23 protein-coding genes are annotated in these 26,035 nt (G+C 55.3%); all 23 read right to left on the reverse strand.

Annotated elements, in window-relative coordinates:
• Positions 1–43: 43 nt before the first annotated feature.
• Entirely contained in the window at positions 44–628 is a 585-nt protein-coding gene (gene cotE / locus AV656_RS04480; protein ID WP_063181219.1) for an outer spore coat protein CotE, read from the reverse strand.
• 95 nt (positions 629–723) lie between these two features.
• Complete coding sequence (locus tag AV656_RS04485) at positions 724–1,155, reverse strand: RicAFT regulatory complex protein RicA family protein (protein ID WP_197462204.1); 432 nt, start codon at positions 1,153–1,155, stop codon at positions 724–726.
• A 217-nt stretch (positions 1,156–1,372) separates the two neighbouring features.
• A complete protein-coding gene (locus AV656_RS04490) occupies positions 1,373–1,639 on the reverse strand; it encodes a stage V sporulation protein S (protein WP_008297102.1) in 267 nt (88 codons plus the stop codon).
• A gap of 103 nt (positions 1,640–1,742) precedes the next feature.
• Positions 1,743–2,540: a TIGR00282 family metallophosphoesterase gene (locus tag AV656_RS04495; RefSeq protein ID WP_063179325.1), complete on the reverse strand. Its 798-nt coding sequence runs from the start codon at positions 2,538–2,540 to the stop codon at positions 1,743–1,745.
• 73 nt (positions 2,541–2,613) lie between these two features.
• Positions 2,614–4,179 carry a ribonuclease Y gene (gene rny, locus AV656_RS04500; protein WP_063179327.1) on the reverse strand — a complete coding sequence of 522 codons (1,566 nt, stop codon included), beginning with the start codon at positions 4,177–4,179 and terminating at the stop codon, positions 2,614–2,616.
• Between the two features lie 306 nt (positions 4,180–4,485).
• Positions 4,486–5,547: a recombinase RecA gene (gene recA, locus AV656_RS04505; protein ID WP_063179329.1), complete on the reverse strand. Its 1,062-nt coding sequence runs from the start codon at positions 5,545–5,547 to the stop codon at positions 4,486–4,488.
• 201 nt (positions 5,548–5,748) lie between these two features.
• Positions 5,749–7,002, reverse strand: coding sequence for a competence/damage-inducible protein A (locus AV656_RS04510; protein WP_063179331.1), 1,254 nt, complete (start codon positions 7,000–7,002; stop codon positions 5,749–5,751).
• A gap of 12 nt (positions 7,003–7,014) precedes the next feature.
• The gene (gene pgsA, locus AV656_RS04515; protein WP_063179333.1) at positions 7,015–7,593 is read right to left on the reverse strand and encodes a CDP-diacylglycerol--glycerol-3-phosphate 3-phosphatidyltransferase; all 579 of its coding nucleotides are present in this window, start codon (positions 7,591–7,593) and stop codon (positions 7,015–7,017) included.
• A 44-nt stretch (positions 7,594–7,637) separates the two neighbouring features.
• Positions 7,638–8,531 carry a helix-turn-helix domain-containing protein gene (locus AV656_RS04520; protein WP_156484798.1) on the reverse strand — a complete coding sequence of 298 codons (894 nt, stop codon included), beginning with the start codon at positions 8,529–8,531 and terminating at the stop codon, positions 7,638–7,640.
• 16 nt (positions 8,532–8,547) lie between these two features.
• Positions 8,548–9,339 (reverse strand): DUF3388 domain-containing protein, encoded by a 792-nt coding sequence (locus AV656_RS04525; protein WP_063179336.1) that lies wholly within the window; start codon positions 9,337–9,339, stop codon positions 8,548–8,550.
• Positions 9,340–9,600: 261 nt separating this feature from the next.
• Positions 9,601–10,335 (reverse strand): elongation factor P 5-aminopentanone reductase, encoded by a 735-nt coding sequence (gene ymfI, locus AV656_RS04530; protein ID WP_063179338.1) that lies wholly within the window; start codon positions 10,333–10,335, stop codon positions 9,601–9,603.
• Complete coding sequence (gene yfmH, locus AV656_RS04535) at positions 10,332–11,630, reverse strand: EF-P 5-aminopentanol modification-associated protein YfmH (protein ID WP_063179340.1); 1,299 nt, start codon at positions 11,628–11,630, stop codon at positions 10,332–10,334. Before yfmH ends, ymfI begins: the two co-directional genes overlap by 4 nt.
• Positions 11,617–12,897, reverse strand: coding sequence for an EF-P 5-aminopentanol modification-associated protein YfmF (gene yfmF / locus AV656_RS04540; RefSeq protein WP_063179342.1), 1,281 nt, complete (start codon positions 12,895–12,897; stop codon positions 11,617–11,619). Before yfmF ends, yfmH begins: the two co-directional genes overlap by 14 nt.
• Positions 12,898–13,046: 149 nt before the next feature.
• Positions 13,047–14,006, reverse strand: coding sequence for an ABC transporter permease (locus AV656_RS04545; protein WP_063179344.1), 960 nt, complete (start codon positions 14,004–14,006; stop codon positions 13,047–13,049).
• Position 14,007: 1 nt separating this feature from the next.
• Positions 14,008–15,054 carry an ABC transporter permease gene (locus tag AV656_RS04550; protein ID WP_063179345.1) on the reverse strand — a complete coding sequence of 349 codons (1,047 nt, stop codon included), beginning with the start codon at positions 15,052–15,054 and terminating at the stop codon, positions 14,008–14,010.
• Complete coding sequence (locus AV656_RS04555; RefSeq protein WP_063179346.1) at positions 15,044–16,600, reverse strand: ABC transporter ATP-binding protein; 1,557 nt, start codon at positions 16,598–16,600, stop codon at positions 15,044–15,046. Before AV656_RS04555 ends, AV656_RS04550 begins: the two co-directional genes overlap by 11 nt.
• Before the next feature lie 161 nt (positions 16,601–16,761).
• Entirely contained in the window at positions 16,762–17,853 is a 1,092-nt protein-coding gene (locus tag AV656_RS04560) for a BMP family lipoprotein (protein ID WP_063179347.1), read from the reverse strand.
• Positions 17,854–17,914: 61 nt separating this feature from the next.
• Positions 17,915–18,643, reverse strand: coding sequence for a GntR family transcriptional regulator (locus tag AV656_RS04565; protein ID WP_063179348.1), 729 nt, complete (start codon positions 18,641–18,643; stop codon positions 17,915–17,917).
• Positions 18,644–19,049: 406 nt separating this feature from the next.
• Positions 19,050–21,419, reverse strand: a complete 2,370-nt coding sequence (locus AV656_RS04570) for a DNA translocase FtsK (protein ID WP_063179349.1) — start codon at positions 21,417–21,419, stop codon at positions 19,050–19,052.
• Positions 21,420–21,503: 84 nt separating this feature from the next.
• Positions 21,504–23,171 carry a ribonuclease J gene (locus AV656_RS04575; RefSeq protein WP_063179351.1) on the reverse strand — a complete coding sequence of 556 codons (1,668 nt, stop codon included), beginning with the start codon at positions 23,169–23,171 and terminating at the stop codon, positions 21,504–21,506.
• Positions 23,172–23,424: 253 nt separating this feature from the next.
• A complete protein-coding gene (gene dapA / locus AV656_RS04580) occupies positions 23,425–24,312 on the reverse strand; it encodes a 4-hydroxy-tetrahydrodipicolinate synthase (RefSeq protein ID WP_063179353.1) in 888 nt (295 codons plus the stop codon).
• Positions 24,266–25,360 carry an aspartate-semialdehyde dehydrogenase gene (asd, locus tag AV656_RS04585; protein WP_063179355.1) on the reverse strand — a complete coding sequence of 365 codons (1,095 nt, stop codon included), beginning with the start codon at positions 25,358–25,360 and terminating at the stop codon, positions 24,266–24,268. Before asd ends, dapA begins: the two co-directional genes overlap by 47 nt.
• Before the next feature lie 79 nt (positions 25,361–25,439).
• Complete coding sequence (locus tag AV656_RS04590) at positions 25,440–26,030, reverse strand: dipicolinate synthase subunit B (protein WP_063179357.1); 591 nt, start codon at positions 26,028–26,030, stop codon at positions 25,440–25,442.
• Between the last annotated feature and the right edge of the window lie 5 nt (positions 26,031–26,035).

The raw sequence follows: 26,035 nt of genomic DNA on the forward strand, positions 1-26,035 counted from the left end.
AGACCCGGCACAACAGAAAAAGCCGGGGAAGCTCCCCGGCCTCTCAATAAGAACTGGAATCCTTGTCTGAATCGTCCTTCTCGTGGTCAAAGTCTTTTTTAAAGTCTTTGCCTTCCCGATGCCCCCCCGATGAAGAAGAAGAAGAGCTCTCATCTTCAAAACGCCATTCTTCCTCAAAATCGTGCGGATGGACCTGAACGCACACCTTCGTCTCCCCGACTACCTCTGCAAGGAGTTCGCGCTCGACCGAAACATGGAATTTTTCTCCGCATTTGCTGATGATCGCTTCGGTGCAGTTCGGCTGCTGGATGACCTTGATGTACACGTCTTCCTGGCCGCCGGTCGCACCATCACGATAGTGGAGGCGCACACGGTCCTTATAGCTGATTGTTTCCGTGTAAACCGACGTCTTCGAATGGTCATGATGTGAATACCAGACGTTGATGTCGAACTTGCCGGACACCTCACAATACTTACCATACTTCTTGGACTGATGGGTGTGGTTGATGATCCAGCAGCCCAGGATGCCCGACGGCTTATTTGGCGGCCGGAGCACCTCCGTCGACTCCGATTTCTTCCTTCCTTTGGCGACTACCGCTTTCGTGACGATCTGCCGTAAGTTTTTCAGGGTCAACCCTCCTTCTTCGGTTCACTTCCATCCTATGCATCATTCGCCCAGGAAGTGAAAAAAGCCCAAAGGAATTTCTTCCTTCGGACTTTCTTTTATTTCTTGCCGCCGGGAGCATTGCGGACCATGGAGCCGGTTTCACCGCGCAGCACGTCGCCTCCGGTTGATTCAATGATTTGGTTGGTCACATTGTTTGCAATCGTGTTGGACACGAGCTGGAGCAGCTGATTCACTTCGATCTGGGATTGCTTGAACTCTTGCACGATCGGCACTTCGTCGATTTCTTTCTCGATCTGTTCGATCTTGTTTTCAACAAGTCCGAGTGCCCGTTCCTTTCCATACTGCTGGAAGTTGACCGCCTGTTTCTGGAGGCTCTTCAGGCTGGCGATCTTTTCCCGGATCTTCTGGTTGTCGTTGATCTGCGCTTCGGCACGCTTGAAGAAATCCACTTCCTCCGTTTGTGCGATCATTTCGGCAAGCTCTTTCGCCTTGTCGATGATCTCGTGTTTCGTGTATGTCTTTTCCATCATATCCACCTTTTCTGCCGTCCGCTGTTTGCCGGGGCGGCAATCGGACAAATTTAACCGGCCGGAACCGGATGTTTTCCCCATTATACGAGACGGGGGTACGGCCAGACAAGCCGGGGGTCCGAATGTCGGCACATTGACACATCTTGAGCGCCGGTCCGGCACCCCAGTGCCTATCCAAAAACCGAACGGCCTCCCGCTACGGGAGGCCGACAGTTCATCGTTTTCTTTTTTCCACGAGCAGTTTCATCGCCGTCCGTTCCTCTCCGGCAATCAGGATGTCGGTGAAGGCCGGCGAGCAGGTCAGGTCATTGCCGCTCGGTGCGACAAATCCCCTTGCAATGGCGACGGCCTTGACGGCCTGGTTGAGCGCTCCGGCCCCGACAGCCTGCATTTCCGCATAACCTTTCTCCCGAATCACCGCGACGAGTGCTCCTGCAACAGAATTCGGATTGGAGCGTGAGGATACTTTCAATGAGTCCATGCCTATCCCTCCTGTTTTTCCGCTTTCATGGAACCGGACTCTTCCATGCCATATTGTATGCGTAGCGCGTATAGCGCATGAACAGTCAAGCGGGACGGTCATTTTATCCCTTTAACGGGTGGTCATCATTGATGAGTATGCGTTCGCAGCGGGTCGCCTTTCCGGAGGCCGGATCGGCCTCGACGAAAAAGCCGCCCAGCTGCGTGCGCCCTTTTTTCGGAACTTCGAATCGTGCCGGCAGGTTTGTGCGGAAACGGTATAGCACTTCTTCTTTCCTCATGCCGAGGATCCCGTCGTATGGCCCGGTCATTCCCGCATCCGTCAGATAGGCCGTCCCGCCCGGCAGAATCCGCTCATCCGCCGTCTGGACATGGGTATGGGTTCCGACCATGGCCGTCACACGGCCGTCCAGATGCCAGCCCATCGCGATTTTTTCGCTTGTCGCTTCGGCATGGAAGTCAACGAACACAAGCGGAGACTCGGCCTTGGCCTGTGCGATCAGCTGATCCGCCGCTTCAAAAGGATCGTCATGGGGAGGCATGAATGCGCGCCCGTGGAGGTTGATGACCGTCAGAAGGCCCGCTTCCTTTGATAGGGTCGTCATGCCGCGGCCGGGCGCTTCCGGCGAAAAGTTCGCCGGCCGGATCAGCGCATCCGCCCCGTCGATAAAATCGAAAATCTCTTTTTTGTCCCATGTGTGGTTCCCCATCGTGATGACGTCAACGCCCCCGAAGATCAGATCGTCATAATCCTGGCGCCTCAGCCCCTTGCCTGATGCCGCGTTTTCCCCATTGGCGATCACTACATCGGGTGCATACTTTCTCCGCAGTCCCGGCAGCGTGCGCCGTACCATTTCCATGCCGGGCTCCCCGACAATATCTCCGATGAACAGAATTTTCAATTGGTCCTCTCCTCGTCCTGTTTCAGCAATGAAAAAGGCTTCCCGGACTTTCCCGGGAAGCCTGTGCATGCTGTTATTTTGCGTATTCGACCGCCCGGGTTTCCCGGATGACGGTTACTTTGATATGGCCCGGATAATCGAGCTCACTTTCAATCCGTTTCCGGATATCCCTGGCGAGCCGGTGTGCCGTGATGTCGTCCACCTGATCCGGACGTACGATGATGCGGACTTCCCGTCCTGCCTGGATGGCATAGGATTTCTCGACACCATCGTAGTCTTCCGCGATTTCCTCGAGCTTTTCAAGACGGCGGATGTAGTTCTCCAGCGTCTCGCTCCGCGCACCCGGGCGGGCTGCCGACAGGGCGTCAGCCGCCGCCACAAGAATGGCGATGACCGATGTCGGCTCCGTGTCTCCGTGGTGGGACGCGATGCTGTTGATGACAACCGGATGCTCCTTGTACTTGGTGGCGAGCTCGACGCCGATCTCGACGTGGCTTCCTTCCACCTCGTGGTCAATCGCCTTCCCGATGTCATGCAGCAATCCCGCGCGCCGTGCAATCGCGATGTCGGAGTCCTTGAACCCGAGCTCGGCTGCGAGAAGCCCGGACAGGTAGGCCACTTCCTTCGAGTGCTTCAGGACGTTTTGGCCATAGCTTGTCCGATACTTGAGGCGGCCGATGATCTTGATGAGATCCGGGTGGAGATTGTGGATCCCGAGATCGAAAGTCGTCTGCTCGCCCGCCTCGCGGATCTGCTCGTCGACTTCCTTGCGGGATTTCTCCACCATCTCTTCGATCCGGGCCGGGTGGATCCGGCCGTCCTGCACAAGCTTTTCGAGGGCCAGCCGCGCAATTTCACGGCGGATCGGATCGAAGCCGGACAGAATCACCGCTTCCGGTGTATCGTCGATGATGAGATCAATTCCGGTCAGAGTCTCCAGGGTGCGGATGTTCCTTCCCTCTCGACCGATGATCCGGCCCTTCATCTCATCGTTCGGCAGATTGACCACCGATACGGTCGTTTCCGCCACATGGTCGGCAGCAAACCGCTGCAGGGCCAATGACAGGATTTCGCGGGCTTTCTTGTCTGAATCTTCCTTCGCCCGCAGTTCGGCCTCCCTGGTCATGACGGCGATATCCGTCGAAAGCTCTGTTTCGACTTCCGACAGAATCAGCTGCCGCGCCTCTTCCCGGGTAAGGGCCGATATGCGTTCTAGCTCAGTCTGCTGATCGCTCATGAGCTGTTCCGCCTTGCTCTCCATCTGTGCGATATGCTGTTGTCTTTCGGCCAAAGCGTCTTCCTTGCGCTCCAGACCCGCTTCACGTTTGTTCAGCGCATCCTCCTTGCGGTCAAGATTCTCTTCCTTCTGCAACAGCCGGTTTTCCTGCCGCTGGAGTTCCGCGCGGCGTTCCCGGATGTCCGATTCGGCTTCTGTCCGTAGTTTGTGAGTTTCATCTTTCGCTTCAAGTAGCGCTTCTTTTTTCAGTGCCTCCGCTTCGCGCCTGCCATCTTCCACGATGGATTCGGCAGACTGCTTCGCACCGGTCACTTTGGAATCGTTCACTTGTTTTAAGGCAAAATAGCCAACAACTGCACCGACGATGAGTCCGAGCAAAGCGGAGATGATCACTTCAACCATTGAGGTCACCTCCCCCTGCTTTCATTCGTCTGTTAAACCATTCCGGCTCAATGCCGGTCATTCATGCTGTTCATGCCGGTCTTGCACAAAATCTGTCATGATGGTCATTGGATAAATCTATCCATCTTCAATTGTACCGGCGGCAAAAAGCGCTGTCAAGGTGGGAAGAAAGCCGATTTCCTGCATTTTCCGCCCTGTCCCATTTCGGAAGAGCGCAATAAAAAAAGCCGGCAACCGCACCGCAAATCTTGGGGAAGATGAGGGCTCTGTTGCCGGCCGGGGCCGGTCCGAAAACCGGGCATATTTTTACTTATCTTCGTCGACGAGAAGGTCGAAGATTTCATCCTCGGACTCTTCTTCCTCCTCGACGGCAACCTGAGGACCGTTCAGGCCATAGGCATCACGGATCTTCCCGGCGATTTCCTGGCGGATATCCGGGTTTTCCTTCAGGAACTGTTTCGAATTCTCGCGGCCCTGCCCAAGGCGTTCTCCGTTGTACGAGTACCAGGAACCGCTTTTCTGGACGACATCCGTTTCTGCACCGAGGTCAATGATCTCGCCTTCTTTGGAGATCCCTTCACCGTACATGATATCGACTTCCGCCGTGCGGAACGGAGGCGCCACCTTGTTCTTGACGACCTTGATCCTTGTGCGGTTACCTACGAAGTCATTGCCCTGCTTGATGGATTCCGCGCGGCGTACTTCAAGACGCACCGAGCTGTAGAACTTCAGTGCACGGCCGCCCGGCGTGGTTTCGGGGTTACCGAACATCACGCCGACTTTCTCGCGGATCTGGTTGATGAAGATCGCGATGGTCTTCGATTTATTGATGGCGCCGGAAAGCTTCCGGAGCGCCTGCGACATGAGGCGGGCCTGGAGGCCGACATGGGAATCGCCCATTTCGCCTTCAATCTCCGCTTTCGGCACGAGTGCCGCGACGGAGTCAATGACGATGATGTCGATCGCGCCGCTGCGTACAAGCGCTTCAGCGATTTCGAGAGCCTGCTCTCCCGTGTCCGGCTGGGATAGGAGCAGCTCATCGATATTGACGCCCAGCTTCTGTGCATAGACCGGGTCCAGAGCGTGCTCAGCATCGATGAAGGCTGCCGAACCGCCTGCCGCCTGCGCTTCCGCGATGGCGTGTAGCGCAACCGTCGTCTTGCCTGAGCTCTCAGGGCCGTAGATTTCAATCACCCGGCCGCGCGGGTATCCGCCTACGCCGAGCGCAGTGTCAAGGGTGAGTGAACCGCTTGAAGACGTCGAGATCACACGGTCCGTCTGTTCGCCCAATTTCATGACGGAACCCTTCCCGAATTGTTTTTCAATCTGTTTCAGTGCCATATCCAATGCAGCTTTGCGATCGCTCAAACTTGTTCCTCCTCATGGGTGTATACTGGTTTTCTTTCTGTCTCTACTATACTCGGTCATTGAGAAAAACACAAGAAAAAAGCGAACATCCATTCGATTTTTATGCAGGCAATATTTGAAACTTGAACAGCCTGGCGCCGCGTTTTTGGATATCGGCATAGGAAAAGGCGCCGAAATTGAAATTTGCGGCGCCCTGAATGTTCATTTTTTCACGTCGGCCGTCTCACCGATCATCCCGACCAGCATATGCATGGCTGATTTCACCGCGCGGATCCGGTTTGTGTTCCGCATGCCCGAGAGCAGGAGTTCACGGGTCCTGACTTCCTTGCCGGATGCAATGGCGACCCATACGGTGCCGCCTGGCTGGCCGTCATGAGGATCCGGTCCTGCCGCCCCGGTCAGCCCGACTCCGTAATCGGTGCCGAACTTTTCCCGGACAGCCCTTGCCATCGCGGAAGCCGCCTCTTCGCTGACGACACCCTTTTCTTCCAGAAGAGAAGCCGGGATTCCGAGCTGCTCCTTTTTTGCCTCTGCGGTATAGGTCACGACACCCCCGGCCAGCGCGGCGCTGATACCGGGCTGTTCTGCGAGCTCCGCCATAAACAGTCCGGCCGTCAGGCTTTCCGCGGCGGAAATCGTCAGGCCGTTTCCGATCAGGAGAGCGGCGGCCTTCGAAACCAGTGTCTCGTCATCATAACCGTACAGGTACTTGCCGGCAATCTTTCGGATCTGGGCTTCCGCACCGTCCAACAGCCCTGCCGCCTCCTCCACCGTGTCCGCCTTCGCGGTTGCGCGGATCGTCACTTCACCATCGGAAGCGAGAGGGGCGAGAGTCGGATTCGTCTGATTATCCAGCAGATCTGACATCCGGTGCTCCAGCTCGGCTTCCCCGATTCCATAGAAGCGGAAAACCCGCGAGGCAATCGGCCCTGTGAAGCCTGCAAGCCTCGCAAGAAGCGGTTTCGCCTGCTCGGTGAACATCGGTTCCATTTCCTTCGGCGGCCCCGGCATCAGGAGATAGTGGCGGCTGCCCGCGGAAAACAGCATGCCCGGCGCCATGCCATGATGATTCTGCAGGACTGTTGCCCCTTCAAGGATCAGGGCCTGCTTTTTATTGTTGTCGGTCATCTCGCGCCCCATGCGGTCGAACCAGGCACGGATCGAGATGAGCGCATCATCATCATAGACAAGCCGGGTGCCGGCATGGCGGGCGATTGTTTCCTTCGTCAGGTCATCCTTTGTCGGGCCCAGCCCGCCTGTGAAGATGAGCAGGTCAGACCGCGACTCGGCGATCCGGATCGCCTCCTCGAGCCTTCCGGCATTGTCCCCGACCACGGTATGGAAGTGGACGCTGATGCCCAGTTCGGCAAGCCCTGCCGAAATGTAACGGGCATTCGTGTTATTGATCTGCCCAAGAAGCAATTCGGATCCCACAGCAATGATTTCGGCTTTCACGGTGACTCCCCCTTACATAGAATCCAGCAGTACACGGCGGTTTTTATAGAAGTAATCCACGCCTGACCAGACTGTGAAGATGAGCGCAATGTACAGCATGATCGTTCCGAACGGGATGCCCGCCGCTTCAAAGAAGATATTGTGGAGCAGCAGGAAGATGGTCGCGAGAAGCTGTGTCGTCGTCTTGATCTTTCCCAGCATATTCGCCGCCACGACTTCCCCGCCGCCTGCCAGGATCAGACGCAGGCCGGTCACTGCAAATTCGCGGCTGATGATGATGATCACGACCCAGGAAGGCGCAAAGCCCATCTCCACGAGAATGATCAGAGCCGAGGATACAAGCAGCTTATCCGCCAGAGGGTCAAGGAACTTGCCCATGTTCGTAACAAGATTATATTTGCGGGCCAGGTGGCCGTCGAACCAGTCGGTCAGCGCCGCGATGATAAAGATGATGCCGCCGATCAGATGCTCAACCGGCAGTTCCACGCCTCCTGCATGGATGGTGCCCATGCCGAAGTCAACCAGCATGAACAGGATGAACACCGGGATCAGCAGGACTCGTGCCACGGTGATTTTATTAGGTAAATTCATGAATGACGCACCTTTCAAAAAAAATAAGTCATCCCTGGAGATGACTATTGTTCAGTGCCGAGCTGGATGATGATGTTCTGGGTCACCCGTTCCGTCCCGGGGATTTCGTAAGTGAGCGGATTGCCGTTCACGCTGATCTCCACGCCCGGTACATAACCGATGCGGAAACGGAGCCACTGTACATCCTCTGCCTCGATGGTCTCTGTCTGTCCGTTCTCGAGGCTCTTGCTCAAGTACTCTTTCCCGGTGTTGTCGGTCACGGAGATCCAGGAACGTCCCTTTCCGGTCAGTGTGACGGTCACCTTGTCGGTGCCCGACAGGTTGTAGAAGGTGTTCTCGCCTTCTGACCTGTCGACTGCAAGTTCCGTTTCCGGCTCTTCGGGCTCTTCCGCCTCTTCAGTGGACTCTTCTTGAGCGGCTTCGTCCTCATCAGAATCCGCATCTTCAGCAGGAGCCGCATCTTCGGCGTCTTCAGGGCCGACCTGTTCCACCTGCACGGTGCTCTCTGTTTCGTTGATTTCCTCGGCCGGTTCCGTATCCGCGGCCTGGTTGGCCTTCAGGAACCAGACGATGCCGATGGCCACCACGATGAACAGCGCAAGGATGATCTTTGGCATTGCTTCTGCCGCCTTGCCCGCGCGCCTCATGGACGTCCGTCTCATCGTCGGGGCTGACATCCCCGTCGTTTCTCCCGTGATGAGAGGTTCAGGAGCTTCCGCCTTGTACATGGCCAGCATCTCATCGGCATCCAGACCGACCGCTTCAGCGTATTGCTTGATAAACGCCCGGACATAGAATGTGCCGGGCATGATGCTGAACTTGCCTTCTTCAATGGCAGCAAGATAACGTTTCTGTATTTTAGTGATTTCCTGCAAATCTTCAAGCGAGTAACCTTTCTCCATCCTCGCCTGTTTTAGCCGAGCGCCCAATTCGGACAACCAAAACACCTGCCTATCAAATATTGAATCCGAAATCCATCCCGCTCCGGCTCGACATTCTGTCGTTTTCTTCCAGTTTCTCGTAAGTGATTTCTTCATCTTCATCACGTCGGATTTCGATGATGTAATCGAAATCGTCCATCGTGTACTCAGAAAGACGCACGAACATGTCAGGATGTTCCACGACTTTGATTGCAGGAAGGCGCATGATTTCACGGACAAGCTGCATATGCCGCTCGTCGCTCGCCTTCCTCGTCACGATCCCGTCCAGGATAAAGACATTATCCGGCGAAAACTCGTCACCCGCAAGCTGGCTCCGGACCGTCTGGCGGAGCATCGTAGAAGAGAGGAAAATCCACTTCTTGTTCGCGCTCACACTTGCCGCCACGACAGATTCTGTCTTGCCCACCCGCGGCATGCCGCGGATTCCGATCAGCTTGTGGCCTTCCTGCTTGAAAATCTCGGCCATGAAATCGACGAGTATTCCGAGCTCGTCCCGGATAAAGCGGAATGTCTTTTTGTCATCGGCATCACGCTGGATGTACCGGCCGTGCCGGACCGCCAGGACGTCACGGAGTTTGGGATGCCTCAGTTTCCTGACATTGATCATATCCATCGTCGAGGCGATCAGTTCAAACCGCTCGATGGCATCATCGTTCTCAGTCCGGAGCAGCATGCCCCTCCTGCCCTGATCCACACCGTTGATTGTCACGATGTTGACACGCAACAGTCCGAGAAGGGAGGAGATTTCTCCCAAAAGCCCCGGCCGGTTCACTTCAATCTCATATTCCATGTACCACTCACTCAATTTGGGTCGCCTCCATCGGCGCCGGATGCGCAATGTATTTCTATCATATCGGATTTGTCATTTGAAGAAAAGGGATAGACGAGGGGATTTCTGACATATAAAAGTCTTTGATCTGTCTGCAGCCTGCAGGCATAGCAATGAAATCCTGACTTATGAAAAATCATGACTTAATCCCCCTGTCTCCCTCTCACTTAATAGCGGGCTGCTGATTGGACCCATTAAAAACGGACCGGGGCTTGCGAGCACCGGTCCGCTGTCTGTTCAAATATACCATCCGCCGTTGACCCTGATGATTTCTCCGGTGATGTAGCGGGACTGTTCGCCCAGCAGGAAATCCACCGTCCCGGCCACGTCTTCAGGAGTACCCGGGCGCATGAGCGGAATCTCGCCGAATGCCATCCGGCGCTCTTCCTCATCCAGGTGGCTGTTCATGGAGGTCTCGATCCAGCCGGGCGAGACGGCATTCACCAGGACATTCGAGGCGGCCGCTTCCTTGGCGTAGGCTTTGACGAACGCATGGACCGCTCCCTTGACTGCGGAATAAGCCACTTCCCCGGCTGCTCCGGTGTCGCCCCAAATCGAGCCGATCATCACCACATGGGAAACGGGATGGCGCCGAAGTTTTTCGGAAACCAGGCCGATATACCGCATTGGGTTGGCAGCATGGACACGCCAGAGTGCGTCCATGTCATCCATATCTGTGTCCGAGAGCAGTTTGGTCACTCCCTGACCGGTGCAGGAGACGACCGCCTGAAGGTCCCCGGTTGCGGCAGCAAGGCGCTCCCCTCCGTCAGGAGAGGAAAAATCCGCCTGAACCGCCACATACCTCTGGTCGGGATACATTTCCGCTAAGCGTCTTTCAAGCACTAAAGCTGACTCCCGGGAGGTATTGTAGTGAAGGTACAGTGACCAGCCCGAAGCGGCAAGGCGCTCAGCGACCGCGGTGCCGATTTCACCGGAGGCGCCGAGCACCGCTGCCGTCCTGAGCGGGATCACTCTCCCTTCGCCGGAGGCTTTACCGTGAATACGGTGCGCGCCTGCTCGTCTGTGAGCGGCACGAGGACTTCCTGGAGATCCTTCACTTCCAGCGCCTCCAGTGCGGTGACGGTGTCAAACAGATTCATCCCATTGAATGCATAGCGGGTAAACTGGTTCGCAATGTATTCGACCGAGTTGAGTGCGCGCATGAAGAAGCCGATCCGTCTTCTGCGCTGACGGTCCAGGTCTTCCTGGCCAAACGGGAATTTCTCGGAAGCCCACTGCAGGGTGTCCTGGATCTTCCTTGTAAGCTCCTCCGGTTTGGCGCTGTCAGACCCGATGACAGAGAACGCAAAGCCTTCTTCAGCCGTAAAGTCAGTTGAGAACGATTCGTCGATCAGTCCTTCTTCATACGCTTCCGTATAGAACTTGGAGGTCTTTCCGAACAGGAGGTCGATCATGATCTGATAAGCCAGCTCATGCTTCAGGCCTTCCACTCCTTCTTCCGCCAGAGCCGGAAGTTTGATGCCGACATGGACTTTCGGCTTGGAGACATCCATCTCCAGGCTGCCTTCCTTCACTGCCGATTCCATCTTTTCCTGAGGGAATTGCCGGACAATCCTCTCAGGCTTGTCGAATGTTTTGGCTTCCTGGTTTTTCCGGATGAATGCCATCATCTCTTCAGGATCGACCGCTCCAACAGCAAATACGAGCATGTTGGACGGGTGATAAAATGTGTGATAGCACTCATACAGGTGATCTGCAGTGATTTTCGAAATCGACTCGACCGTTCCGGCGATGTCGATCTTGACCGGATGTTCCTTATACAGATTCTCGATCGTTCCGAAGTAAGAGCGCCAGTCCGGAAGGTCATCGTACATCGTGATCTCCTGGCCGATAATCCCCTTTTCCTTTTCGACCGTCTCCTCCGTGAAATAGGGCGCCTGGACAAAATCGAGGAGCAGTTCAGTATTCGGATAAAGTTTGTCTGTTGCGGAAAAAAGATAAGCGGTGCGTGTAAAGGACGTAAAGGCGTTTGCAGAAGCCCCGTTCATCCCGAACTTCTGGAATACATCCCCGTCTTCCTTTTCGAACATCTTGTGCTCCAGAAAGTGTGCGATGCCGTCAGGGACCCGGACGATTTCGTCCTTGCCCAGCGGAACGAAGGTATTGTCAATGGAACCATACCTGGTCGTGAACGAGACATAGGTCTTAGAAAAGCCGGATTTCGGCAGGATAAACACCTGCAGCCCATTCGGCAGGGTCTCATGGTAAAGCGTTTCGTTGACGCGGCTGTACTCAAGCTTTTGCATCAGCCGATTCCTCCTTTCCGGAAAGCAGGTAGACAAGCTGACGATCGATCTTTCCGGCCATGTCCCGAATATCATCGGCTGTCACAGGCTCCCACTTCGCGATCCATCCTTCAGGCGTAAAACCGCCGGGCAGATCTTTGTACTGGTCGAAAATCTCGATCTGTCCCCTTGAGGAATCAAGCGCTTCGCGAAGCTGGTTGGCGAGCATGGCCTTTGTCTGGCTCAGCTCGTTGTCGGTGATTTCGCCCGCCCTCATCACTTCAAGCTGTTCGTCGATCAGTTTCGTCGCCTTTTCTGCTAGTTCCGCATCGATTCCGGCTGAAACGGTGATCAGTCCGTAACGGGACAGATAGGAGCTTGCGGCATAGTAAGCCATGCTTTCCTTTTCCCTGACGTTCATGAACAGCTTGGAATGCGGGAAGCCTCCGAAAATACCGTTTGCCAGCTGCATCTTCGGAAAGTCTTCCGTGCCGAACTTTACAGGTGTGCTGAACCCGATGTGAAGCTTGCCCTGCTTCATGTTCTGCTTTTCCGATACACGGCCTTCCTTGCCGGTTCCGCGGGCAGCTTTCTCGGGAAGCACGGCCGGTACACGCCCCTCGAAATGGAAAGCTTCTTTGAGGGATGCGGTGATGGCCTTCTCGTCAACCGCTCCGACGACATAGATCTCAATCTCGTCTTCACCGATCATCCGGCGATACGCCTCCATGACTTTTTCTGGAGTCAGCGCTTCCAGATGAGATTCTTCGCCGGTGGCCCTGATGGACTCCGGTCCTTCCGGCCGCATCAGGGTCAGCAGCCGTTGCTGTGCATATCGCGTTTTATCATCATACAGGGAGCGGACGCGTTCAAGAACCGTCTGCTTTTCCCGCTCGAACACCTGAGGCTTGAAGACGCCATCCTGAAGGTTCGGCCGGAGCACGGCATCGGCCAGAAGGCGGATCGTCCAGTCTGTGATGTCTTCGTCACGGATCAGCCGGTCATCCACGCATTCGGCGTTCACCGACAGATAGTGATAGCCGCCGCGTTTGCCGACATCTGTATAGTAAAGTGTTCCGTACATAGTCTCGAGCGCCTGCCGGAGTGCCGCCCGGCTCGGATAGGTCTCTGTGCTGTCTTCCAGGATATTGGCCAGGACTGCCCGCTCAGAGGCCCCTTCCGGTGTGAGGGGCTGTTTGAAACGGATGGAGAACGTCAAAGTCTTGAACTGTTCGGTCCTGCGTACATACAGGCGGACGCCTTGTGTCAATCGAGTTTCCGTAAACATGGGACACCTCGTTTTCATTCAAATTTGTATCAAGTATTCACCAATTCCACTATACCCAACCCGGCGGAGGCATGGCAAACTTTGGAGAGTTTTTAGACCGGACAAGTTGAAAAAAGCGGGCCCTTTTAAAGGACCCGCTGCTGCCGGAGTTACCGGCTGCCTTTGATATATGGTTTTCCGTTCGCCTTCGGCCCGGTTGCCTTGCCGATGAAGCCGGCAAGAGCGAGAATCGTGACAACGTACGGGAGCGCGTGAAGATAGCCTGTCGGAATTTCTTTAATGAGCGGAATGCTAGGTCCGACAACTGCCAGCGCCTGGGCAAATCCGAAGAAGATGGCTGCCCCCATGGCCCCGATCGGATGCCATTTCCCGAAAATCATCGCGGCTAGGGCCATGAAGCCCTGGCCGTTGATGGTCGCGTGTCCGAAGTCACGGGTCATGGTCTGGGAATAGATCGCCCCGCCGATTCCGGCAAGTGCGCCCGAGATGATGACGGCGATGTAGCGGATCTTGTTGACGTTGACGCCCATCGTGTCCGCCGCCATCGGATGTTCGCCGACCGCACGCAGACGAAGGCCAAACGGCGTCTTGTAAATCACATACCAGGTAATGATTGCCGCAACGATCGCGAGGATGCTCGAACCGTAGATGCCTTTAAATAACAGGGGCCCGATCACCGGGATGTCCGACAGCAACGGCACGTCAAAGTTAGGGATCGCTTTCTTGATGAAATCGGTTTGCCCTTTGTCAAAAATCATCTTCGTCAAAAACAGGGCGATGGCAAGTCCGAGCATGTTGATGGCGACACCCGAGACAACCTGGTCGGCCCGGAAAGAAATCGACGCAACCGCGTGCAGGATGGCAAACACGCCGGAGACGATCATTGCGGCGAGCAGGGCGATCCATGGCGTCCATGCACCGAACGTATCAAAAAAGAACAGATTGAACAGGATCCCGATGAATGCGCCCATGACCATAAGCCCTTCCAGCGCGATATTGACGACACCCGACCGCTCGGAGAAGACTCCGCCGAGCGCAGTGAAGATCAGCGGCGCAGCGTAGGCGATGGACACCGGCACCATAAAGTAAAGGATATCGAGGAAGCCCATGTCACTTCGCCTCCTTTTTCTTGGAGATCTTGGTCAGGAAGAGGCGGATGGCATAACCGCACGCCACGAAGAAAATGACGAGCGCGATGACGATCTGGACAACCTCTTCCGGAATTTGGGCAGCGTTCGGCATGTTGAGTGCGCCGTATTTCAGCGAGCCGAACAGGACAGCACCGAAGATGACGCCGAGCGGAGTGTTCGCTCCGAGGAGCGCAACCGCGATTCCGTCAAAACCGATGCCGGTGAAGCCGCCGCGCGTATACATGTTGCCAAAAGTACCGAGGCCTTCCATCGCGCCTGCAAGCCCGGCGAATGCCCCGGAGATGACCATCGACAAAATGATGTTCTTGCCGATTTTCATGCCCGCATACTCGGAAGCGTTCTCGTTGAAGCCGACCGCCTTCAGTTCGAAACCGGTTGTCGTCTTTTCCAGGATGAACCACATGACAACCACCATGAGGAGCGCCACGAGAATTCCATAGTGCAACCTTGAATAATCCGTCAGGGAAGAAAGAAACTCAGAACGAAGGGAAGCTGATTCCAGGATCCTGTCAGTCTTGTCCCCGCCTCCCGACCATGTTTTGATCAGGGCATTGACAACGTGGAGCGCGATATAGTTCATCATGATCGTCACAATGACTTCATGGATTTTCATCTTCGCCTTCAAGAGTCCCGGCAGGAAGGCCCAAAGCGCCCCTGCTGCTGCCCCCGCCAGAATGGCGAGCGGAAGATGGATCACTTTCGGGAGGTCGAAGGCCGCTCCGACATAGACAGAAGCAAACCAGCCGACGATCAGCTGCCCCTCAACCCCGATGTTGAACAGGCCGGTACGGAAAGCGAAGGCTACCGCAAGCCCTGCCAGGATATATGGCGTAATCTGGCGGATGGTTTCCCCGATGGCATAAGTATCACCGAAAATCCCCTGCCAGAGTGCGATATACCCCGCGACCGGATCATAGCCGCTCGCCAGCATGACGATCGCTCCGACCAGCAGGCCGAGGAAGACCGCAATGGCCGGCACGAGAAGATTGATCATTCTATTCGACATGTTTGTTGTCACCTTCTTCCGCCTGCGGGACAGCCGCTTCTCTCGAATGGCCGGCCATAAGCAGGCCGAGTTCCTGTTCGTCCGTCTCCGACGGCAGCACCGTGTCGATGATCGAACCGTCATAGATGACGGCGATGCGGTCGGAGACGTTCATGACTTCATCCAGTTCAAACGAGACGAGGAGGACCGCCTTGCCGCTGTCCCTCTGCTCGATCAGCCGGCGATGGATGAATTCGATGGCCCCGACATCGAGGCCGCGGGTCGGCAGTGCCGCGATCAACAGGTCCGGATCCCGCTCGACTTCCCGACCGATGATTGCTTTTTGCTGGTTACCGCCGGAAAGCGCGCGTGCGGGTTCGTGGGGACCCTGCGTACGGACATCATACTGGGCGATGATTTCTTCCGCCTTTTTGTCGATCGCCGTGTAATTGATGATCCCTCCCTTTGAATAGGGAGGCCGGTAGTAGGTCTGTAAGCCGATGTTGTGCCCGATCGGGAAGTCCAGTACCAGGCCGTGCTTATGCCGGTCCTGGGGAATATGGCCGATGCCGCTGTTCGTGATTTCCCGCGGCCTGCGGTTCGTAATGTCCTTTCCGTTGATCAGAATTTTTCCTGATTTCGACTTGCGCAGGCCGGTGATTGCCTCGATGAGTTCCGACTGCCCGTTGCCGTCGATCCCAGCGATGCCCACGATCTCGCCTTTTCTGATGTTCAAGTTCAGATTTTTGACCTTCGGAACCCCCCGGGAATCTTCGACGGTGAGCCCCTCGATCCGGAGCACTTCTTCTTTCGGATCTGCCGGTCCCTTTTCGGTTTTAAATGTGACCTGACGTCCGACCATCATCGACGCCAGCTGCTCGGGGTCCGTCTCTGAAGTCTCGACCGTACCGATCCCCTTGCCTTTGCGGATGACCGTGACCCGGTCGGAGACATCCATGATTTCCTGGAGTTTATGGGTGATCAGGATAATGGACTTACCCTCGGCGATGAGCTTTTTCATGATGCCGATGAGTTCGCTGATCTCCTGGGGGGTCAGTGAAGCCGTCGGCTCATCAAAGATCAGAATTTCCGCACCCCGGTAGAGGGTCTTCAGGATTTCGGCGCGTTGCTGCATCCCGACAGAGATATCCTCGATTTTGGCATTCGGGTCGACATTAAGACCATATTGTTTGGACAGCTCGGCCACTTTCTTGGCTGCGCTGGAAATATTCACACTGCCGTTTTTTGTCGGCTCATTGCCGAGGATGATATTTTCAGTGACTGTGAAATTCTCGACCAGCATGAAGTGCTGGTGCACCATGCCGATTCCGAGTTCGTTCGCGACGTTCGGATCGGTGATGTCCACTTTCTTGCCGCGAACCCGAATCTCTCCCCCCTCCGGCTGATAAAGGCCGAACAGGACGTTCATGAGGGTGGATTTCCCGGCACCATTCTCACCGAGCAGGGCATGAATTTCCCCTTTCCGGAGTTGCAGGGTGATGTTATCGTTAGCCACGAAATTGCCGAACTCCTTGCGGATGTTAAGCATTTCGATCACGTATTCCAATGGATTCACTCCTTTGTCCTTAAAACCTGCCGAGCACCTGTAACTGATACAGGAAAGACTTCCTGTCAGGAAATCTTTCATCTACCATTTACAAAAATGGCCCATACATAAGTAAACATGAAGACCGGAAAGCCCGGCCCCCATGCTTAACAAATTCATCCTTACTTCGGTTCTTTGCCTTCCGGGTATTCCTTGACTTCGATTTCGCCGGAAGCAATTTTTTCCTGATACTCTTCGATTTGTGCCATGACATCTTCAGGGATATTGCCGCGGGAATCCGCGAGTGCAACGCCGTCATCGGAGATGCCGTATGTGATCACTTCGCCGCCAGGGAATTCGCCGTTTTTCGCTTTTTCGGAGATGTCCTTGACCGCTACGTCAACACGCTTCAGCATCGAAGTGAGCGTGACGTTCGTGTCGCCTACCGCACCTTCGTCGTACTGGTCGGAGTCAACGCCGATGACCCATACGTTTGCATCCGGGTCATTTGACTTGCGCTCTTTTGCTTCAGAGAAGACACCGTTGCCCGTGCCGCCCGCAGCGTGGAAGATCACGTCAACGCCGCTGGAGTACATGCGGTTGGCCGTCGTCTTGCCGAGCTCGGCTTTGTCGAATGCGCCTGTGTACTGAATGTCGATTTCGATCGATGGATCAACTGCTTCTACGCCCTGTACGAAACCGGACTCGAAGCGATGGATGACTTCGTTTTCCATGCCGCCGACAAAGCCGACTTTCTTGCTTTCTGTCGAGAGTGCCGCTGCGACACCCGCGAGGAAGGAACCTTCATGCTCTTTAAAAAGGAGGCTGACCGTGTTTGGCTGCTCGACAACCGCGTCGATGATCGCGAACTCAGTGTCTGTCTGCTGGGAAGCGATCTCATCAAGCGCATCCTGCATCATGAAGCCGACACCGAAAACAAGATTGAAATCGCGGCGGGCCAGTGCGTTCAGGTTCGGAATATAATCCTCTTCACCGGCAGACTGGAGATAGTCGAAGCCGCCGTCGCCTTTTTCAAGGCCATTGTCTTCACCGAATTCCTGAATTCCCGTCCAGGCAGCCTGGTTGAACGACTTGTCGTCAACGCCGCCGACATCAGTGACCATCGCTACGGAAAACTCGGAAGCGGACTCGCCGCCGCCGGAGTTGTTGCCTTCGTTCTGTGCTTCTTCACCGTTGTCGGAGCCGCATGCGCCGAGAAGCGTGCCTGCAGCCAAGAGAACCGACAGCGCAAGACCAAACTTGCGTTTTGCCATTTGTGGTACCCCCTAAATGTTGTTGTAAATGTACTTTTTGATAGCAGGAAGGCTGTCTGTTTTACATCCGTTTCCGCAAAACGTGGAAGTTGAATTTATCGCCCTTGAAATAATTGCGGGAGTAGAGAATGACCTCTTCCCCCTCCGCGTAATGCGACTGCCGCAGCATAAGCAGCGCGGTCTCCGGTTCGCATTCGAGGATCGGAGATGCCTCCTCGTCGTACCCGACCGGTTCAATCTGGGCCACCGCCTGTGTAATCCTCAGGTTCCCTGTACGCTCGATCGCCTCGAAGATGGACTCGTCTTCCTGTTTCAGGAATTCCTTGCCGACGTAGCGGGACGGGAAGACATCGATGCAGTAAACAACCGGCTCGCCATCCGCCGTCCGGACACGCTTGATCGACATGATCCGTTCATCCGGTCCGCACCCGAAACGCTCCATGTCTTCTTCCGACGCAAGTTCCTCGGAAGAGCTGATGAAGTTCGTCCCCGGGGTCATACCCACCTGCCGGATCATGTCCGATACGCTGGCCAGCTCTTCGATGCCAGCCGTAAACAGCGGCCTCGGATTGACGAAAGTCCCGACACCGTGCCTTCGGACAATGTAGTGCTCTTCCTCCAGCAGGCGGAGCGCCTCGCGAAGAGTCGCCCTGGACACGCCCATGATCTTGGCGAGCTCAAACTCGGAAGGGAGTTTTTCTTTTTCTTTGAAAACACCCGATGCGATGTCGCGCTTGAGCTGTTCGATAACCTGAAGATACAAGTGCCGGTGGTCCGCCTTTACCGTCATGACATCACCACCAAATTAAAGAGATCAGACATCTGATGTAAAACCTTCCTCCTAATCAGACATACTATATCATTTTTGCTACCCTAGTGGAATACCTTTCTTTCTAAATATGAAGACAAATTCATACTAATTCCCCATGCCTGTATACATCACTTCGTAATTAAGCGTTTACTTTTACAATAAATAGATATAACATTTCACAACCATTTCAATTGAGGTCCTCCTAATAAAAATAAGGTCCCTCTTTTTATATGGAAGACCATGATGTCCGCTCTTCCTGAACGTTTGCTTTGTCCATGCAGCAATAAAAAAACTGCAGACAATTGAGCATGGTTGCTCGCTTTGTCTGCAGTCTGAACCCGTCACTTTTGTGTGGCGGCCTTGTCCATAGTACAAAAACTCCGGATCACATTTCATCAGGGTGGTCCTGGATGAGGACCTGACGGGGTTTGCTGCCTTCGTGCGGTCCGACGACCCCGCGCATTTCCATCTGGTCGACGATGCGCGCGGCCCGGGAGTACCCGATTCGGAACCTGCGCTGGAGCATTGAAACCGATGCCTGCTGCATGCTTCTGACGAGATCGACCGCTTCATCATACAGCTCATCCGTCTCCTCTTCAGGTGCAGTTTCCTCCACCTCTGTCGGGATCATCGACTCTTCATACTGTGCCTTCTGCTGGCTGATGACGAAATCCACGACTTCCTCGACTTCCTGATCGGACAGGAATGCGCCCTGGATCCGTGTCGGCTTGGAAGCCCCCGCCGGGAGATAAAGCATATCCCCGCGGCCGAGCAGCTTTTCCGCTCCGCCGGAATCCAGGATCGTCCGTGAATCCACAGCCGACGAAACGGCGAACGCAATCCGGGACGGGATGTTCGCTTTGATAATGCCCGTGATGACATCAACGCTTGGGCGCTGTGTCGCGATGATCAAATGAATGCCGGCTGCACGGGCCATCTGGGCGATCCGGGTGATCGAGTCCTCGACATCGCTTGAAGCGACCATCATGAGGTCGGCAAGCTCATCGACAATGACAACAATGTACGGAAGACGCGGATGCTTTTCTTCGTTTTCATCGTTCCACTCATCGATATGGTTGTTGTATCCTTCGATATTCCTCGTACCGGTGTGCGAGAAGAGGTCATACCGCCTCTCCATCTCGGCCACCACTTTTTTGAGTGCCTGCGATGCCTTACGGGGGTCCGTGACGACTGGCGCAAGCAAATGAGGTACACCGTTGTAAACATTAAGCTCAACCATCTTCGGGTCAATCATCATCATCTTGACTTCATGCGGCTTGGCCCTCATGAGGATGCTGATGATGATTCCGTTGATGCACACACTCTTCCCGCTGCCGGTGGCACCGGCAACAAGCATATGGGGCATTTTGTTGAGCTCGGACATGACCGCCTCGCCGGAAATGTCTCTTCCCAGTGCGACCATGAGTTTGGAGTCCGGCCGGTTGTTGTTCCGTGATTCCAGCACCTCGCGAAGCGAAACCATCGCCACTTCGGTGTTCGGGACCTCAATGCCGACTGCCGATTTTCCCGGAATTGGCGCTTCGATTCGGATATCGCGCGCGGCAAGCGCAAGTGCGATATCGTCCGCAAGGCTGACAATCCGGCTGACCTTCACGCCCGTGGCCGGCATCACTTCATACTTGGTTACGGCCGGGCCGAGATGGACTTCCGTGACGCTCGCCTTCACGCCAAAACTGTGGAATGTCTTTTCCAGTTTCTCGGCATTGTGCTGGATCATATTGTACTCGCCGCTCTGGTCATTTTTAGGCGGCGGATTCAAAAGGGAAACAGGCGGCAGGACGAAATCCTCGTTTACCGGCTGGGCATCGCCGATGTCCCGGATCTCTGCATCCGTGTCCTGTTCTTTAACCTCTTTGTCGGATGCGGGCTTTTCTGCGCCGGGCTCTTCCTTGACCCGTTCGGTAAAGGAAGAAATGATCGGCTGCACGCGGACCGGTTCCGGCTCTGCCGCACTGCCGGACGCGTCAGCCGGGGAAGCCGGTTCCTGTGCCGCAACACCGGCGGAAGCCGCTTCTTCGTCCGCGGCCGCCCGGCGGGATTTTCGCGGCTCTCTCGGTTGCTTCACTTTCTCGGCCTTTTCCTGCTTCGGCCTGGCAGGCTTGCGTTCCCTTGCAAACCATTCCTGTACCGACTCCGCCGCTTCCGGAATTTTCTCCGCCAGATACGGGACGAGCGCCTTGCCCGTCAGCAAAATCAGGCCCATTGAAAGCATGATGATTCCCGCAATGGTGGCTCCGGCGGAATCAAAGAGCACATGGAACATCGAAAACAGGAATCCACCGACAATCCCGCCTCCGAGCGAGACGGACGGATCGGTTATGCCGCCGTCAGTGACCAGGATGAGCCATGTTTCCTTCAGGGCTGAAGTAGTCTGCAGACGGCCGCTCTCATACCGCTCCGTGAAGAGCAGGACATGACTGAAAAGTGTCAGGCTTCCGAGTATAAGAAGCAGTCCCCCGACGATGCGGTTCCGCAGATTCGGAATCTCCCGCTTTACCATCAGGAGAAGCGCGAATATCAGGAAAAGGAACGGCAATGCTGCATGCCAGTTCCCGAACAGGAACCGGGCAGCGCTGCCCAGCGCCCTCCCGACAAATCCGAGATCAAAAAATGTGATGATGGCAAGCCCTGTCATGACAAGGCCAGACAGTTCGTACCCGAGCGGATAGAGTCCGGATTTCTTCTTTTTTGCGGATGTCCTGCGCTTTTTCTTCTTGTTGCGTTTGGTTGCCATCTGGTTCACCCCCATCGATAAAACGGGATTTCCCGCCAGTGACGGCGAAGAAATCCCGTTTTGTTCTATCTCTGTTGCCCCGCCTCAGTATTCCATGATGATCGGAATGATCATCGGACGGCGCTTCGTCTTCTGGTAGAGGTATGAATTGAGTGTATCGCGGATTTCCTGCTTGATGCTCGTCCATTCGAACGATTCTTTGTTGGAATACTTGCCGATGATTTTTTTCACGAGTTCACTTGCCTCGCCGATCAGTTCGCGCGAATCCCGGACATAGACAAAGCCGCGGGAAAGGATTTCAGGGCCTGCAGCAATCGTCTTTTTCTTGCGGTTGAGCGTAATGACGACGATAAAGATGCCGTCCTCTGAAAGAAGTTTACGGTCGCGCAGGACAATATTGCCGATATCCCCGACGCCGCTTCCGTCAATCAGCACATTGCCTGCGGTAACCCGCCCGGTCATGCGCATTTTGCCGTTCTTATACTCGACGATATCCCCTTTGTCTGCAATGAAAATGCGGGACTTCGGCAGGCCGGTCTGCTGGGCCAGCTTGGAATGGGCGATCAGCATCCGGTACTCGCCCTGGATCGGGATGAAGAATTTCGGCTTCATCAGATTCAGCATCAGCTTCAGGTCTTCCTGGCTGCCGTGCCCTGATACATGAACCTTGCGGCTTGCTGTCAGAACATCGGCGCCCGCCTTGGCCAGCTCGTTCATCGTGTTGTACATTCCGACTTCCATGCCAGGAGACGGGGTGAACGTGATGAGGACCGTATCGGTCTCTTTAATCCGGATGTCCTTATGCTGCCGCTTTACGATCCGCTCAAGCGCATGGAGCGGCTCGCCCTGATTGCCTGTTACGATGATCGCCACTTCGGAGTCATCGTACTTGCCGATTTCCTTGACCGGGATGACGAGGCCGTCCGCGACGTCAAGGTAGCCGAGCTTCATACCGACTTCGAAGTAAGTCTCGAGCGACTTGCCGATGACTGCGACTTTGCGGCCCGATTCGGCAGCCCGGTCGAAGACTTGCTGCATGCGGATGAAATTGGAGGCATACAGGGCGATGAGAATGCGGCCCTGCGCCTTGTGGAATGTCTTGGACAGCTGGTCTGCGACGACGGACTCCGGCGTCGTATGCCCTGGCCGTTCCGCTTCTGATGAATCGGACATCAGGATGAAGACGCCTTCGTCCCCGATTGACGCCATCTTTGAAATATCCGGCCTGTACTTGCCCTTTGCCGACTGGTCGAACTTGAACTCTCCCGTGTGCACAATGGCGCCTTCGCTCGTGTGGAACACGATCCCAAGGGAATCCGGAATGCTGTGCGTTGTATGGAAGAAGGTCACGTATGTCCGGCCGAAATTCATCCGGCTCCTGCTCGACACCTCGAAGAACTTGATGTTCTTGGGTGCCTGCTTGTCCTTCAGATGTTCTTTTGCCAGGGCGATGGTGAGTTTCGAGCCGTAGACAGGCGCCTGGACTTTGCTGAGCAGGTAGGCGATCGATCCGATCGCATCTTCATGGCCATGGGTCAGGAAGATCCCTTTCAGCCGGTCTTTGTTTTCTTCAATGTAGGTCATATCCGGAATGACAATATCGATGCCGAGCATTTCCCCTTCAGGGAACATGAGCCCGCTGTCAACGATGAACAACTCATCATCGATCTCGACCACATACATCGCCTTGCCGATCTCCCCCACTCCTCCAAGGGGGATGACCCTGATGTTTTCATTTTTTGTCTTGGTCAATGGTTCTCCTCCTAAATCATACCCGTTCCATATCCGCTAACCTCCATTATACGGTAGCCGTACAATCTAGACAAATTAAAAAAGGGCTGAAATTGCATTCGCGTTTCTTTAATAAAGAGATCCGGGCCATTGCAGGAAATTAAAAAGGCGGACGCAGGGACCGCAGTCCCCGGCGTCCGCCGGCTCTTTGTTTTATGAAGCGATCAGGTGCGACGTTCCCGGCATTCATGCCTGGAGGAGCAGAATTCCTCAATTATGCTCCGGTTGCCGCCCGAAAGTCACCCATCGCCTTCCCGATGATTTCAGCACCTTCTTCATCAATGGACGTGATCGGCAGCCTCACAGATCCCGTATCCATGCCGGCCAGTTTCAGTGCATACTTAACCGGAGACGGGCTCGGCCGGCTGAAAAGTGCTTCTGTCAGCAGGCTGACGGCTGCATGCAGACGGGCCGCTTCTTCGGCATTGCCGGTTCTGAATGCCCGGATCATCCGCTGCATCTCGGGACCAGCCACATGCGAGGCGACCGACACCACACCGCACCCGCCGATCGCAAGCACCGGAAGGGTCAGACCGTCATCACCGCTGTACAGGCGGAACCCGCGTTCTGTCCCGGCAATGATGCGGGTCATGGCACCGAGGTCGCCGCCTGCTTCCTTCACCGCCCTGATGTTCGGAACTCGGGACAGCGCGATGACCGTTTCCGGCTCCAGCCGGGAAGCGGTCCTGCCCGGCACGTTATAAAGCATGACAGGAAGCTTTGTGCTGGCCGCCGCTTCCTTAAAATGCGCAAGCATCCCCCGCTGGTCGGGACGGTTATAATACGGGGCCACCAGCATGATACCGTCCGCACCGGCTGCCTCCGCCCGTTTCGTCATGCCGACTGTTGCGGCGGTGCTGTTGCTGCCTGTTCCTGCAATAACAGGAATCCTTTTTCCTGCTGCCATGACGGCCAGCCGGATGACTCTTTCTTTTTCATCATCGGTCAGTGTCGGGGCTTCCCCTGTCGTCCCGCAGACGACAATGGAATCCGAACCGTTCTGTATCAAATAATTGACGAGGGCAATCAGGCGGCCCTCGTCAACTTTTCCGTCTTTATCGAACGGCGTGACCATCGCCGTCGCTATGCTGCCGAGTTCCATCGGCTTCTTCCCCTTTCAGCAACCCGTCCGCAATGAGCGCTTCCGCGATCTGGATCGAGTTGAGGGCAGCTCCCTTCAGGAGATTATCCGCGACAACCCAGAAATGGAATGCGCCTGCGGTGTCGAGGTCCCTCCGGAGACGTCCGACGAATACGTCGTCCTGTCCTTCCGCGAAGAGCGGCATCGGATAGCTCTGGCTTTCCGGATCATCCATTACAGTGATGCCTTCTGCATTCTGAAGGGAATTCCGGATACCTGCCGTATCGGCGGACGGATCGTCCGTTTCGAAGTAGACCGATTCGGAGTGGCCGGTCACGACCGGAAGACGGACACATGTTGCAGCGACGGAAAGCTCCGGCATGCCCATGATTTTCTTCGTCTCATTGATCATTTTCCACTCTTCAAAGGTATAGCCGTCCTCACTGAAGACATCGATCTGCGGCACCGCATTAAAAGCGATCGGGTAATGTTTCTTGTCACCCTTGACCGGCAGAAGCTCCGCCTCCGCTCCGGCCCTGTTCTCCATGTCCGTACTCTGCTTTTCAAGCTCGCTGATCGCTGCGGCACCCGCCCCGGAAACCGCCTGATAAGTCGATACGATCACTTTCTTCAGACCGTACTTCCGGCGGACGGGTTCCAGAGCCGCCACCATCTGGATCGTCGAGCAGTTCGGGTTGGCAATGAGGCCCCGGTGCTCCTTCAGTGCCTCGCGGTTGACTTCAGGAACAACAAGCGGAGTATCCGGATCCATACGGAACGCGCTCGTATTGTCGATGACGACCGCTCCCCGGCGGACCGCTTCGGGCGCCAGTTGTTTGGATACGCCCCCTCCGGCGCTGAAGAAGGCGATGTCCACACCGTCAAAGCGCTCAGGCACCGCTTCTTCCACAGTAAATTCTTTTCCGCCAAACTCCACTTTGCTTCCTGCAGAACGTGCAGAGGCGAGGAAAAGAATTTCATCGGCAGGGAATTTCCTCTCTTCCAGCTTTTTCGCAATCCCTTGACCGACCGCGCCTGTAGCTCCGACAATTGCAACACGATATCCCATGGTTAAACACTCCTCAGTTTCATGATCGAATGTTCAGTATTATAGCATGTTTTCATGTGTTTTGGAGGAATATTCGTATTTAAGTATTTTCATGCCTGATGAGGAGCGGCTGAAGCTGCTCTCCTTTTAGCGCAGCCTCGACCGTATCGACCATCTTTGTAAAATCACTGATCAGGGAATTCGGTTTATTGACGGGATCATCCTGCCCGAATGGGATAAAGTAAATGTTTTTCGTGTTGAGCAGTTTCATGATATTGGTTCCGTTCAGTCCCAGTGCATCATTGGTCGATATGCCGATGACAACCGGCGTGCCGTTCCTGAGCGTCGCCTTGGCAGCCATCAGCACGGGTGAATCCGTGATGGCATTGGCGAACCGGGAGATGGAGTTCCCGGTCATCGGAGCAATCACCATACAGTCAACCGGTGTTTTCGGTCCGAACGGCTCTGCCCCTGCGATGGTCGAGATGATGTCGGCTCCGGCTGCTTCCCGGATTTTGGCCATCCATTCCTCGCCTGTCCCGAAACGGGTCGCGGCGGTCAGCACAGAGTTGGTGATGACCGGCACAACCGTCGCCCCCCTGTCGGTGAACGCCTTGATTTTCGGAACCACATCCGCATAAGTGCAGTGTGATGCGGTGATGCCGAAACCGATTCTTTTGCCGTCGAGCATCCTGA

Source organism: Bhargavaea cecembensis, from assembly GCF_001619585.1.
Taxonomy (GTDB): Bacteria; Bacillota; Bacilli; order Bacillales_A; family Planococcaceae; genus Bhargavaea; species Bhargavaea cecembensis_A.